The organism is Rhodococcus sp. DMU1 (assembly GCF_012272955.1).
Classification (GTDB): domain Bacteria; phylum Actinomycetota; class Actinomycetes; order Mycobacteriales; family Mycobacteriaceae; genus Rhodococcus; species Rhodococcus aetherivorans.
This window is the reverse complement of record NZ_CP050953.1, coordinates 1-13,234: the sequence shown is the minus strand read 5'-3', so window position 1 is coordinate 13,234 and position 13,234 is coordinate 1. Positions and strand designations below refer to the sequence as shown.

The 13,234-nt window shown below is 68.3% G+C and carries 11 protein-coding genes and 2 pseudogenes; 7 read left to right on the top strand and 6 right to left on the bottom strand.

What is annotated here, in order from left to right; all coding sequences use genetic code 11:
• Window positions 1–12: 12 nt before the first annotated feature.
• Window positions 13–600 carry a TetR/AcrR family transcriptional regulator gene (locus HFP48_RS28090; protein WP_168580690.1) on the top strand — a complete coding sequence of 196 codons (588 nt, stop codon included), beginning with the start codon at window positions 13–15 and terminating at the stop codon, window positions 598–600.
• A gap of 651 nt (window positions 601–1,251) precedes the next feature.
• On the opposite strand, the pseudogene HFP48_RS28085 reads toward HFP48_RS28090, so the two are convergent.
• Window positions 1,252–2,205 (bottom strand): annotated as a pseudogene (locus tag HFP48_RS28085) (IS1595 family transposase).
• Between the two features lie 347 nt (window positions 2,206–2,552).
• Here HFP48_RS28085 and HFP48_RS28080 point away from each other — a divergent pair.
• From HFP48_RS28080 to HFP48_RS31785, 4 genes are all read left to right on the top strand, one after another.
• The gene (locus HFP48_RS28080) at window positions 2,553–3,572 is read left to right on the top strand and encodes an alpha/beta fold hydrolase (protein WP_168580689.1); all 1,020 of its coding nucleotides are present in this window, start codon (window positions 2,553–2,555) and stop codon (window positions 3,570–3,572) included.
• A 655-nt stretch (window positions 3,573–4,227) separates the two neighbouring features.
• On the top strand, window positions 4,228–4,698 hold the full coding sequence (locus HFP48_RS28075; RefSeq protein WP_168580688.1) for a DUF1772 domain-containing protein: 471 nt from the start codon (window positions 4,228–4,230) through the stop codon (window positions 4,696–4,698).
• A 154-nt stretch (window positions 4,699–4,852) separates the two neighbouring features.
• On the top strand, window positions 4,853–5,221 hold the full coding sequence (locus HFP48_RS31790) for a hypothetical protein (protein WP_246872593.1): 369 nt from the start codon (window positions 4,853–4,855) through the stop codon (window positions 5,219–5,221).
• Between the two features lie 4 nt (window positions 5,222–5,225).
• Window positions 5,226–5,768 carry a hypothetical protein gene (locus tag HFP48_RS31785; RefSeq protein ID WP_246872592.1) on the top strand — a complete coding sequence of 181 codons (543 nt, stop codon included), beginning with the start codon at window positions 5,226–5,228 and terminating at the stop codon, window positions 5,766–5,768.
• 433 nt (window positions 5,769–6,201) lie between these two features.
• Here HFP48_RS31785 and HFP48_RS28065 read toward each other — a convergent pair whose 3' ends face one another.
• From HFP48_RS28065 to HFP48_RS31775, 5 genes and pseudogenes are all read right to left on the bottom strand, one after another.
• The gene (locus tag HFP48_RS28065) at window positions 6,202–6,957 is read right to left on the bottom strand and encodes a hypothetical protein (RefSeq protein WP_168580687.1); all 756 of its coding nucleotides are present in this window, start codon (window positions 6,955–6,957) and stop codon (window positions 6,202–6,204) included.
• 50 nt (window positions 6,958–7,007) lie between these two features.
• Window positions 7,008–8,003, bottom strand: a complete 996-nt coding sequence (locus HFP48_RS28060) for a hypothetical protein (protein WP_168580686.1) — start codon at window positions 8,001–8,003, stop codon at window positions 7,008–7,010.
• Window positions 8,004–8,181: 178 nt separating this feature from the next.
• On the bottom strand, window positions 8,182–9,633 hold the full coding sequence (locus HFP48_RS28055; protein WP_246872591.1) for a plasmid pRiA4b ORF-3 family protein: 1,452 nt from the start codon (window positions 9,631–9,633) through the stop codon (window positions 8,182–8,184).
• 723 nt (window positions 9,634–10,356) lie between these two features.
• Window positions 10,357–10,707: a hypothetical protein gene (locus HFP48_RS31780; protein ID WP_246872590.1), complete on the bottom strand. Its 351-nt coding sequence runs from the start codon at window positions 10,705–10,707 to the stop codon at window positions 10,357–10,359.
• Between the two features lie 49 nt (window positions 10,708–10,756).
• Window positions 10,757–10,882, bottom strand: a pseudogene (locus tag HFP48_RS31775) (excalibur calcium-binding domain-containing protein); the annotation flags it as partial.
• 323 nt (window positions 10,883–11,205) lie between these two features.
• On the opposite strand from HFP48_RS31775, the gene HFP48_RS28040 reads away from it, so the two are divergent.
• Both HFP48_RS28040 and HFP48_RS28035 read left to right on the top strand, forming a co-directional pair.
• Window positions 11,206–11,565: a hypothetical protein gene (locus tag HFP48_RS28040; protein WP_168580685.1), complete on the top strand. Its 360-nt coding sequence runs from the start codon at window positions 11,206–11,208 to the stop codon at window positions 11,563–11,565.
• Window positions 11,565–12,146 (top strand): AAA family ATPase, encoded by a 582-nt coding sequence (locus HFP48_RS28035; protein ID WP_168580684.1) that lies wholly within the window; start codon window positions 11,565–11,567, stop codon window positions 12,144–12,146. The genes HFP48_RS28040 and HFP48_RS28035 overlap by 1 nt, the downstream gene beginning before the upstream one ends.
• Window positions 12,147–13,234: the final 1,088 nt, after the last annotated feature.

The window sequence follows — 13,234 nt, the reverse complement described above, 5'->3', positions numbered from 1 at the left end:
TACGGTGTTTCTATGACGATCAATCAAGCTCCCGATCGACGGGTTCGGCTTGAGGCCGACGACCGTCGAGAGCGGATGATCGAGTCTGCACAGGTCATCTTCGCCGCTCGCCCGTACGATTCGGTCTCGACCGAAGAGTTGGCCCGCGCCGCAGGCACCACGCGCACAAATCTCAACTACCACTTCGGCAACAAGCGCAACCTCTACCTCGAGGTTCTACGCCGATTCGCCGCCCTGCCGTCACGCCTTCCACACGGGACGACACGCCCTGATGTCTGTCCCGCGGACGCCGCTCGGACACTGTTCACTCGCTGGCTAAACCTCGTCGAGGAGAACCGTGCGACGTTCATCGCATTGATGCGAGCGCAACGCTCCGCCGATGAGGAGATCGCAGCCTTGCTCAGAGGCAGCCTCACCTCTTGGGAGGACCGCATCCTTGCCGTCACGAAGATGCCCCCCTCTGAAGCCTCCCGTGCCCGCATCCGCGCATTTCAGGGAATGATCAGCAACGCGACATCGGAATGGCTCGAACACGGCACACTGTCCAAGGACGAAGTTCTCGAACTCCTCGTTCGCGGCCTCGTCGCGCTCGCCGATTGATCCACTGGATCGGCAACGCACCAGGGCCGGAATCGACATCGAGGCGACCGTCGCCGAATCAGACAGTACACGAACCGATGCTGTTCGTAATCGGAGCGCTGAAACGCCGGAAGATCCCTGTCCGGGCCGGCTCAACCACCGTTTCCGGTGGGCGGCCGCGTGCGCCTCCTGCCCCGGTCTACACACGGCAATTGAGGTGCTGAAGCGGCGCCACAGGGAACGCCGATCGATGTATGGGATGCAATATGCAGGGATTCACTTGACATAGAATTCAATTTTGTCGGCGCTTTCTGTCGGGAGTTGAAGCAGATGCGAGAACTCCCGGCAAGGCCTCAACTTCGACCCGTTGGGCACGAAGCACGCATGCAGTGCGAGCAGTGCACGACCTGCGTGGATACGGCTCCCGCTTTTGCCGCCTCCGGCCACTGTCCTCGGCCACACCGGCCCCGGTACCTGCGCCGCCGGCCTAGACGCGGCCCTGCCGGGCTCAGGGTCCGTCGCGATGTCTGTCGGCCGAGCGGTAGGCGTTCGTAGGGCGCTTCCGGCAGGGACTACGCGGTCGGGTGATGGGTCACGGCGGGCTTCCAAACTGGAACTCGTTTTCGCACAACATGAGTGATGGATAATCGTGCTCGTGCTTATCCGGTTAGGTCAGGTGAGTTTGGCTGCGCCCGGTCCGGTCGCGATGATCTGCCGGTAGGTCGTGGGCTGCTGCTGGGACTGCAGGCCGAGCAGGGTCTGGAAGGCGGCCATCGGGGTGTGGCGGCGGTTGAATCGGAAGGTGTACTCGTCGAGATAGACCTGCAGGTGCTCGCCGGACACTCCGCGGTGGGTGCCTTGCAGCCAGCTCTTGAGGTTGGAGATCACCCGGTGCACGCGGGGCAGTATCTCGTCGAGGTCTTCGCCGCCGGCGCGGGCTGCCCGCCGGCTGCGGGGCCGGTGATCGTAGCCGAGCCCGGTCAGTGTCCGGTAGCCGCGCCAGGCGTCGGTGTGCACGGTGGCGCCGGCGGCGACGTTGTCGCGGACAAAGCCGGTGAGTGCGGCGGCGGACGCGTCGTCGATGACCGTCATGCGGGCCCGTCCGCTGCCCGCGCCGCGGACCTCTACCCCCACTGCCACAAGGACTTTCGTGCCACGAGCCCGCCCGCCGCGCAAGCCGGCTTCGTGCCCGCCGACGAAGCACTCATCGACCTCGACCTCGTCGAGCAGATGCTGCCGTTCCGGGTTGACCATCGCCCGGCGCAGCTTGTGCAGCATCGTCCACGCCGTCTCGTAGCGCCCCAGGCCCAGCTGGCGCTGCAGCTGCACCGCGGAGACCCCGGGTGTCGGCGTGCTCATCAGGTAGGCCGCCCAGAACCACAGATGCAGCGGGGTGTGCGTCTTGTGCAGCACAGTGCCCGCGGTGACCGACGTCTGCCGGCGACAGGCCGCGCACTCCTACACCGGCCGACGCTTGGCCACCGGCCATGCCTGCCCGTGGCCACAGCGCGGACAGGCGAACCCCTCGGGCCAACGCGACGCGAACAGGTACTCCATACAGGCGTCGTCATCAGGGAAGCGCCGCTGGAACTCCACGATCGTGCGCGGGAAGTCAGGACGCGGCATTTGCCCAGGCTACCTGATCTAACCGGATAAGCATGATCGTGCTTATCCATCACGGGCGACCGGAGTTCGTAGGTGAGACATTTCGCCACGTATTCCTGCTCCGTGCTACTCGTCGGCCTGGACCTGGAAGACCGGATCGGTAGCGCTGTCGCCGTTCCGGGGTCGTGAGGCACGGGCGATCGTGGGCAACTGCTCCGAACACAACATTGCTACCGGTGGGATCCTCCTCTCCACCGGTTTCCGCGATCCGGAGGGCGTGGCGCCCGAGCGGGGTCCCTGTGTAGGTGCGGTGACGGATCGCTTCGACCATCGTCGCCCCCGTCCGTCCTCCGAATACCCTGGGGCAGGTGGGAGGGCTCTCCGTGCGGTACGACGACTGGGGCGTCCGGTCGCAGCAGTGGTCGGGGTTGCACAGTGTGTCGACGAGCGTGTGCGGCGTGCCCGTGCACTATGTCCGAGCAGGGCCCGCGGCGACCGCGCCGCCCGACGCACCCGCGCACCTGCTGGTGCCCTCGATGACCGGTAGCGCGAGCATGTGGCTCGATCTCGTGCCATCGCTGCGCCGGCTCGGGCCGGTGATCTCTGTCGATCTCCCGGGGACGATTGTCGGCCACACCGGCAATCCGTATCGGCACGGGCCACGCGCGGACCTCGACGCTCGCTTCGTGGCGGCCTTCGCCCGGCAGCTCCGCCTCGAGAGCCCGGCGGTGCTGCACGGCTGGTCGACAGGTGGCCTGGTGGCGGCGCTGGCCGCCACGATGATGCCCGAGAAGACTCGGGGAGTCGTCTTGGCGGCCCCGGCGCTGCCCTGGCGCCGGACCTCACCAGTAGAGGCGCTCGGGTGGCAGACGCAGGGACGTCTCCTCGTCGCGGCCGGCCCGCCCACGACACGCCTGGTGCTGCGGCTGGCAGGCCGGCGCATACTGGCCGCCAAACGAACCGCGATCGAAGACGCGGTCTCGGTCGCGGGTGCCCAGACCGACCTCCTCGGTGGAGACCCGAGCCGTGTCTCACGAGCGCAAGTCGACCTGTGGCTCGAGGGCCTCGCGGCGGCCCGCGAGCACCCGGAACGGCCCGCGGGCACGGCTACGGCGTTCGCGTCGATCGTCGAAGCCATGTTCATCACGCAGAGGCGGACGAACGAGGCCCTCGACTCCGTGCGGGCGCCCGTACTCGTGCTGTGGGGAAACAACGATCACCTTGTCGACCCCACCTCGCTCGTCCAGCACGCCCGACGGCCGGGCTGGACACCCCGACCCGTCGACGACGTCGGCCACCTGCTTTCCGTCGAGGCACCCGACCTCTACACGCAGGTAGTCGGTCAGTGGCTCGCCGACAGTCTCGAGCTTCCCGGACCTCCGACGTAGGCGGGTGTCTCCCCGACTCCAGCAGAACGGCACCCCGGGGGTCAGTTCCGCACGGTTTCGCGGTCGGCTTACGCGAGAGCTGCCGCGCTGAAGGTGCCGACGAGTTCGCAAGGATCAGGCATCGGCACACCGTGGAGAATCTGCCCGCCGGAAGCTCCGAGGCGTGGCCCTGAGCGGTGGAACCTGCACCTTATTGTTTGTTTGTGCACTGCCACCGATGCGCCGCAGGTCGGTGACCAGGTCGACCGAATAGCCGAACAGGCCCCTACCCAGGCCCGTCAGCAGGAAGGCAACGAGAAAGCTTGCGAGGGCCAACCGGGCACGCCGACCCACTATGAGCACGACCATGCCCACCCCGAACACGGCGAGAAGCGGCGCGGCCCAGCACAGCCAGTAGGCATGCGTGCGATCGCCCCTGAGATGGTCATCCTCGATGACGGCGGAATAGCTACCACGACATATATCTATCGGCGACGAGCAATTAGTCCGCCGAAGATTGATGGGTGCAGTGTGCGCCCTTCGAGCCGGATTCGTGGCGCGTTGAGTGCGATCGCCGGCAAGCGGCGATCTATCGAAAAATTCCACTGTGGATTAGCACTCCAGGCTGTCAGGCTCGATGTGAGCCGAGTGATGGGATGGCCTAGTGGAGCGATTCATGGCGGGGGCTCAGTTTCTCAGCTTGATCCTGGTCGGCGTGGTGGCCGGTTCGTTCGTGGGCACACAACTGGGTCAGGTCAGGGTGCAGAACGCTCTCGACGCAAGGGACTTCACCTTGGTCAAGCACGGTTTCGAGGTTGCGATTGGCGGCGTCATGCCGGTGCTCGTCATCGGATCGGGGGTGTCGATCGCCTTGGTGGTCGTTCTGGTGGCGACGAACCGCCGCGGCCCAGTGCTCGTCCTGTCCGCGCTTGCCCTGCTGCTGTGGATTGCGGTGATCGGGGTGACCCTCCGCTACAACGTCCCAGTCAACAAGTTGGCCGCAGACTGGGATCCGGCCTCGCCGCCGGAGGATTGGGAGGCGCTGCGCGACCAGTGGCATTTCGGCCACACCGTGCGGACACCGCTGGCCGTCGGTTCGTTCGCGTGCCTTGCGATGGGGGCAGTGTGGCCGCAACTCGTACGGTGACGGCTGAACCCTGATCCACCGTCGCTGATTCGGATCTGATTTTTCGCCGGATCGTGGCGGGTGACGGTGTTCGGGCAGGGGTCGTCCGCCGGTCTGTCCGGCTTTCCACTTCGGTCTCCGGTCGTGCCCTGGTGGGGCGGGTCGTCAGCTGGTCGTGGCTGTCGGCGGGCCGGTCGCGGTGTCGGACAAGTTGCGCCACGCCTGTTCCCAGGGCCAACGGGTCGGTAGGTGCAGCGTCAATCTCCGGGCGGACGACGCGATCCGGGCCGGGATGTTGATCAGGTGGGTGCGCAGCGTCGCCCAGCGGGCGCGGGCATGCCGGGGTGAGGCGGCGACCGGCGGCGCGGGCGAGGTTGAAGGCGATCACCGCGTGCGCCAGCCGCGCGGCGTTCGCCGCGTACTTCCCCGACGGCAGGTGGGCGAGCGGTCCGTCCTCGAGTTCGGCGATGGTCTGCTCGACGAGCGCGTGGTCCCGGTGCCGGGCGTCGGCCTCGACCAGGGGCAGGTTCGAGTTGGCGGGTGAACGCGTGATGGCGATGCATTGCGAACAGTTCGCGCTGCCCGTCGCCGTCGGTCGGGTTCAACCGTCGCACCCGCCGGACGACCAGGCGGCAGGTCACATGCTCGCTCTTGCGGCGGGAGGTGAAGATCGTGACCTCGGTTTCTGCGAGCTCGGCATCGGAGACCCACCGCCGCTCGTCCTCGTCGTAGACGGCGTTCGGGTACTCGATCGCCGTCCACGCCGTCTCGTCGATCGAGGCGATCGCCGCCTTGATCTGTGGGTTCATTCTCGTGGTCACCGAAAACCAGGCTCCGGCGCGTTGCGCAGACGCGACGAACGCGTGCCCGAAGTAGGCCGAATCGGCTCGGGCGAGGACCTGCCCGCCGACTCCGGCGCCGCGGGCGGTCGCGACGGCCTGCGCGAGCAGTCGACCGGCGCCGGTGTGGGAGGCTACGTTCCCGCGCCGCAGCCGGCCCGAGCGATCACCGGCGCTGCGACCGGGGCCGACACGACCGCCAGCTGCGCGTTCAAGCCCCGGACCCGGGAGTATCCGAACGCGGCGGCCTGATTGCCGTAGCCGTGCACTTCACGGATCGTAGGGGTACCGCCCTGCACGAAGTGCTCGGGGGAGCGTCGACATCGACGAACACCAGCTGATCCGCCCCGTCGAGCAGGCCAGGCACCGCGGTGGTCAGGCCGGCCAACAGCCGCGTCGCGACCGCGTCGAGCTGCTGAACGTGCCCTGGGGGTACCGCCCGCGTGCGGGGGAGGGTGAACGAGCGCAGGTAGGTGCCGAGCGTTGACGGCGCCCGCACCCCGGCGAACAACCTGGGCATCGTCCCGTGCCGGAGAACATCGAGGTCATCGATGCTGTCGGCGCCGGCAAGCATGCCCGCGACGATGCCGGCGGACTTCGCAACCGGGTTCGGTGACTCGACGGTCAGGTGCTTCCCGAGGAGCTCGTGCAGTCCTGCGGGTGTGCTCGAATCCTGATGGACAGCTTAGGTGTTCGATCCGTATGGGCCGAGGGGGCCGGGCGCCGGTGGTGTGGCCGGGTCGGCGACGTAGCGCCGGATCAGGGCGGCGAGCCGGGCCGGCACCATCGTCAGTCCCTCGATCTGCTGGTGCCGGTCGATCATCGCGACGAGATCGTAGAGCGCCCGAGCGGCGTCGCCTCGCGAGCCTTTCCGGACGGTGTCGAGCTTCCACCCGGCCAGGTCGTTGCGGTGCTCGAACACGATCGTCATCAGCGCACACCGGTCCCCGACGTCCTTCGCGGCGAGGCGAGAGCGCCAGGCGAGCGCCTTGAGGACGACGGCCGCCTCGAGGTCGGGGACCGGCACGTCGAAGACCACCGTGTCGTCGGTGGTCAAGCGCGCATGGACCCGCACCTCGAGTGGCTCGGACGACAGGGCCAACTGCAGCCCGGGTATGGCATCGAAACCGCGACCGTTGTGCTCGACCCTCTCCCATCGTCGGCCGCTGGTGCTGGGCACCAGCAGGTCGACGGCCAGGGTTCCCTCGGAGCCCGAGGATGCTTCGTAGTGGTTGCCCCGCCCGCGGCGGTATCCGCGTTGCACGAGTGCTTCGTGCAGGTCGGAGCCGGCGGCGACCACGGGGTCCATGCCGGCATCGGCGTCGGCGGTGACGCGGGCACTCTGTTCGGCGGTGGGGTAGACCCGGCCGAGAAGGTGCACCCTGTGCCCGCCGATGACCCGGTAGTTGCTGCCGTGGGCGGCGGCGGCGAGATCCGCCAAGGCCCTATAGGCCCCGATCGGCGGCGTTCGACGCCGCGAGGAGGTGCACCTCAGCCACGGAAGGTGCCCTCCTCGATCGTCCGGCGCAGGTGCCCGGCGGCCTCGCGGGCGTCGGGTCCGGGGCTGCGCAGCACATCGTGCGTCGCGATCACCGGATCGACCAGGATCACCGGTGCGTCGGACACCATACGGGCGGTGCGCCACAGCGTCGGATCGGCGGGGACGATCACCTCGAGGGTGTGTGCACCGGCGGTCGTGGGAGTGAACCCGGCCGCGGTGAAGTCGAGGAACTGCGGGACGTAGAGCACGGCCCGGGTCGGCAGCCGCCACGGCGCATACACATCGGCGGCCACGTCGCCGCTCTGCAGCACGGGAACGCCTTTCTCCGAACAGAATCGGGCCGCGTCCGTGGCCTGCCGGATCACCGGATCGAGCCCGTACCAGTACGTCGAGGCGCCGCCGGGGCCGGGATATTCGGTCAGGTGCTCGTCGAGCAGTTCGCTCCGGGGCTCGGCGATCCATCCGCCGGATCTGCGGTGCACGTGCCGGCTCTGCCGCACCGCCAGGGAGACGGCCTGCTGGGTGACCTCGAGGGCGGCGGCCAGGTTCGGCTGGGTTATCGGATGCTCGGCCAGCAGCAGCGCCCGCTCGGTCGCCCACCGGATCCACGGTTTGCGGCCGCGGCCGGGGCGGACGGGCGGGGTCGGCGCCGGTGCGGGGGCAGGTACGTCGTAGCGGGTGCCGAGGACGACGAGCAGCTCTTCGTCGGGTGCGATCACATCGACCGCGCCGCCGTGGGCGAGAGCCCGCAGGTGCGCGGTGGTGCGGGGGGTCACCACCAGCAGGCGGGACTCGGGATGCTTGCTGCGGAGCTTCGCGAGGAGGTGCGGGGTGGGGGGTCGCGGCTGCACCGTGACGTGCGCGGCCACCTCACGGCCGTCGGGCAGGACCAGGTCCAGACCGTCCAACGAGCCCGCCACGATGCGGGCATCGGTGCGCCGCAGCAGGTGCAGGGCATCCGAGAGAGCATGGGATGCCGCGTCCATCTCGTACGCCCTTTCGTCGTCTACCAGCACATACAAGCATATACGGCAATCAATGTTTTAGCTTGTGCAGGGAAGGGTGGCGGCCACTGCTCACCACGGGGACGACACTGGTGCGAGCTCCTGCGGCACGCGTGACCCGGCCGTACCGATCGGCCCCTTCGTGGGTGGTGTCGTGGGGTCAGGGGCCGAGCACGGTGCGGGCGGTGGCAGCGACCGCGGGACGGGGACCGGTGAGTCGGCCGTGGCGGGTGGTGCCGGCGAGAAGTTCGAGGACGTCGAGGGTGGGGCTGGTGACGGCGGGAGCGAGTGACGGGCGGGCGTCGACGCGCCACCCCAGTGCCAGCAGTAGGGTGCGGATCTCGGTGTGCCAGTGTTCGGCCGGGAGGCCGCTGGCGACGACGGTCAGGGCCGACCAGCCGGCGTGCCGGTCGAACTCGGTCCTGCCGACCGGCAGCCGGGACACGAGGTGCTGCCACAGCGCCAGGGGCCGGTCACGGTGTCGGCGGGCGAGCGTGGTCGGTGTCAGCCGGCCGTGTCGCACACGGAGCAGACCGAGTGCTCGCGCGCTGGTGCGCAGCTGGGCGAGCGGCCAGGTCAGGTCCTCGCGGTTCGCCGTGCCGATCCACCATCGGGTCAGACCGGTCCGGTCGGCGAGGTGCTCGACCAGTGTCGGCGGCAGGTAGCCGGCGCTGGTCAGCCGCACCCCGTCGCCGATCAGGTCGAGCAGCTCGAGATACGGCTCGAGCAGGGCGGCGGCGTCGGCCTCGTCCACCTCGGCCACCGGGTGCGCGGCCGAGAGTGCCAGCAGCTGCGTCAGCGCCCGGTTGCCGTGGCGTTCGAGGTGGGCGCGCAGCGCCGCCAGCTCCTCGGCCACCGGGACCGGTGCGGCCAGCGCCGCCGCGACGGCGGCGGTGGCGTCGGTGGGATCGAACCGGTCGGGATGCCAGTCGAGTGGCAGCCAGCCGCGGGCGTGCTCGACGTTGTCGAACGGCGGCGGGACCGACGACGGGTCGCACCCGCCCCGCACCCACGCCGCCAGCTCCGCGTACCCCCACATGCCCCCGCAATCCTCGGGCGGACAGGCCATCCGACCGGCGGTGCAGCGTATTGCGGTGGGCGGTTCGTCGAGGACCGCCTCCACCGCGAGCATGTGGTCCCAGCCGTCACCGAAGTCGTATTCGTACCAGAGGCGATCCCCGGTGCCGGTCAGCAGCTGATCGAGCCGGACCGTGGATTCGAGCACGCCGTCGTCGCCTTCCTCGACGTCGAACGCGGTGACGAAGTGCGGGGAGCGGGGATCGCTCCCGGTGCGGAAGCGGTGCAGGTGGCCGTTAAGCCATCCCATCGCGGCCTGGATGACCACGTGCACTCGGTCGAGGGTCAGGTCGCCGGGCAGCTCGAGGCGCCGCCACACCGGCGGTGTGGCGCCGATCAGGTCGAGCCGGACCCGGAAGCCGCGAAGGCGGTCCGGTACCGCACCGACCACCGGTTCCGGGGTGCGCAGCATGTCGTCGAGCCACGCGGTCGCGCCGTCGGCGCGGATCGCATCCACCATCGCCTGTTTCTGCTGCGGGGTCACCGCGGCCATCAGCTGTTCGGCGCGCTGTCGTGCATCGTCTGCGGTCGCCACGATCACCAGTGAACCACCGATCGTGAGCGGCTTGTCGAGGCGACCGGTCGCCGGAAGGAAGTGCCGTGCCCGTCGCCGGGAAAGGAAGTGCCGTGCCCGTCGCCGGGAAAGGAAGTGCCGTGCCCTTCGCCGGATCGGTCGTGGCGCGCGGCAGTGCCTCCTTCTCGGGCCCGCCCCGCAGCGCGTCACCGATCGCCAGGGACCGCTCGTATCGCGAGTGTCCCTGCCGGTCGAGGAGCGCATGCCCCGACAGCCTTCCGAGGGGCCAGGTAGGAGCCGGGCGCCGAGCAGTTCCCGCAGCGCGGTCACAGCTTCGCCGGGCTCATCTGCCGCCGCCTCCTCATGACAGGATGGATCGCACCCTCCGCGTTGGGTGGGGGAACAGCCCGGTTTCCCCTCGGCGACGCTCGCACCACGCGTCAGATATGTCTGACAGAGCGGTGTCTGGTGGAGGCGTGGGCCGGGGTTCCGGTGCCGTCTCCGAGGTTTTCTAGGAGGAACGACAAGGCTCGATCGACTGAAGGTGGTCTTGTCGCGCCGCATGCCGAGCAAGCATCCTCACCCACCGACAGGATCGTGAGTGTTACCTGCCCGGTCGTCGTCCTTCCGTATGGTGTCCGTGGCCCATAGGGTGAATAGGGGGAGAGCGAACGCCGACCAGGGAGATTCTCGACCCCCGGCACGGACTGCAGGGGTCGCCGGGCCACGGGGCAGCCACCGGCGTCAGAACGAGGCGTCTTTTCTGCCGATGCTGATCCGGTATTCCTCCGCCTCGGGTTCGGCGGTGTAGGAGAGTACTTCCCCGACGTGTTGGCGCAGCACGTCGAGCACCTCCTCGGGGGTGGCGTAGAAGAATTCCCGCCGGGGGTTGACCTTGTTGACCCGGTGTTCGGGGAATGCCTGATGCAGCGTGTGTCCACGGTGACGGCGTCGTCGGCGAAGAACACCGCGTGCACGTCGAACCGGAACGGCACCGCATCCGCGTACTTCTTCTTTCGTAGTTGCCTGAGCGACGGCGGGGTCGGCCAGGACGACAGCGCCCGCCGGGGGAACGTCGTATGGCGCGTTGCGCACGGGCTGTGGCCAGGATCGTCCTGGTCACAGCGCCGTCCGGGCGGGGGATCTATTCGCAGGCGACTCCGTCGTTGTCGCGATCGAGCTTGGAGGCGTACCCGGGCTTACCGGCGTAGATCGGCGCCGCACCGGCGGCCCGGGCGGCGTCGCAGTTCTTGTAGTAGACGCTCGCCGAGGCCTGCACCGCGGGGGATGTGTAGGCCGGCGGCGGGGTGTACACCGGGGCCGACGGGGTGTAGGCCGGCGGCGTGTAGACCGGTGCGGGTGTGGTGTACACCGGCGCGGGGGCGACCGTCGTGGTCGGCAGCGGCGCGATCACCGGATGGTTCGTCGTGCCCGGCGATGTCGAGTCGGCGACCCTGCGGACCGCCTTCCGAGTCCACGCGATCCGGCACGGTCTCCTCGACCTGGACACCGCGGTGACCTGCGACGGCCGGCCTCCGGGCCCGGGACGGTCAGCGATCCGAAACTGGCGTAGTACCGTGCTACAATTCCGATATGACCAGGACCAGCCAGCCGACGCGGCTTCCCGCAGACGTGTACGAGTCCGCCCTCGCAGCGACGCGAGTGACGTCGCGCACGGTGCCTCAACAGATAGCGCACTGGGCGCGAATCGGGCGCGAACTGGAGATGTCGCCGCGCGTGAATCATCGTCAAATCGCGAAGGTCCTCGCCGGCACGGGATCCTACGATTCGCTCGGCGAGCAGGAGCAGGCGATCGTCCGTGAGGAATGGGCCGATCGGATGACGGCGTTGCGGGACCGGCTTGACTACGCCGCGCAGTTCACGGCCGCCGGCGAGTCGTACTCCGAGGCCGACGAGAACGGCAACCTGATCGTTCACCCGGCCCGCGGCTGATGCCGCTGCTGCATCTGCTCGCCGGCCCGAACGGTACGGGAAAGTCCACGTACGTCCGTGACGTCCTCACACCGGCGACCGGCCTGCCGTTCATCAACGCCGACGAGATCGCTGCCGAACGATGGCCGGACGCCCAGGCCGAGCACGCCTACAAGGCCGCGCAGATCGCCGAGGTCCAGCGCCGGGACCGGATCGCCGCCGGCGAGTCCTTTATCTCCGAGACAGTGTTCTCGCACCCCAGCAAGGTCCAGCTCGTCTCCGACGCCGTGGACGCTGGCTACCTCGTGCACCTGCACGTGATCATCGTCCCCATCGAACTCACCGTGCAGCGCGTCACCGAGCGCGTCCGCCGCGGCGGCCATGCCGTGCCGGAGCAGAAGATCCGCGACCGCTACGCACGCCTGTGGGATCACATCGGCGCGGCGATCCGGCTCGCCGACGTGACGGAGGTGCTCGACAACAGCAGCGCACGCGCCCCGTTCCGCACGTGCGCCTCGTTCGAGCACGGCACGCTCATCGGCTCCGCGAACTGGCCGGCCTGGACGCCACCCGCGCTGCGGGAGACCGGGAGCGGCCGATGAAGACCCACCGTGCCGACAACCGAGGCCGCGTGCGGAAGGTCTGGACGTCGGGCCGTGCTGGCACTCGGTGTCGGCGGGTCTTCCTGACGAGAATCATCCCTTTCCGGGATGGGCGAGTGTGCTGGGGAGGGCTGTTTTTGCGGGTGTAGGGCGTCGTGGGCACCTGACATACATGTCCGTTTCGGGGCCGGACTCGATTGTGCCTGTCGGGTGCGCAGGGAGATGGGGGTGAGTACGGGGATGGCGTCGATGGTGATGCAGGCTCCCGGTATCGGGACGGGAAGCCCTTCGTCGGATGTACGAGTTGATCGTGGGGGTGCGCTACCGGGGTCGAGGTGGAGCAGTGGCAGTACGAGGTCACTGCCGGCGGTCGGATCTGGTACCTGGTCGACGTCGAGCGGCGCACATTGTGGTTGAAGTACGCAGGGACCGCTCTTCCCGAACTGACCGAATGATTTTACTGGTGAGTGCTGTCGCCTCGAATGGGCACTCGACGGCGTGGCGGCGCCACTGCCCACCGGCATCGACGTTCATCGGTCTGTCGACCGGTTCGAGACCGGCTGGCTCGACCTGGTGTGCTGACCGTGGTGTGTTGCTGACATGCGGCGTCCCGGTCTGAAGCCGGCGTGTGTGCTGCTGCGGTCCGGTGGGGGTGCATCTCGCGGTTCGGTGCCGGTTTTGTGCAGTTTTGTGAATTATGTTGTGCAGTAACACTATTACGAATTCTATTGTCGATAGCTCTATTAGAGGAAGTTCGCACACGGTATGTAGTTGTTGTTTTGTATGTTGTTGAAATACATTAGATTTCGTTGTTGGAGGGTCGATTTGCGTCTGGTGCTCGGTGTGGCGATGCGGTATGATGGGTGCATGACATCGACACGGGCGCGGGGCAGCGGGACGTGGGCGGGTACGACGCGCGCAGCGCGTCCCGGACTCCCGATGCTTGCTGATGTGCTGCCCGATTTGACGACGAAAAATATTGGTGAACATGAAAACTCGTTGTCGAGCGGAGCGCAGCGACGCGGGCGACGGCAACGTGAGCTGGACCCCCGTCGAGCCGCGTAGCGGCTCCCTGGCGGGGAGCGCAG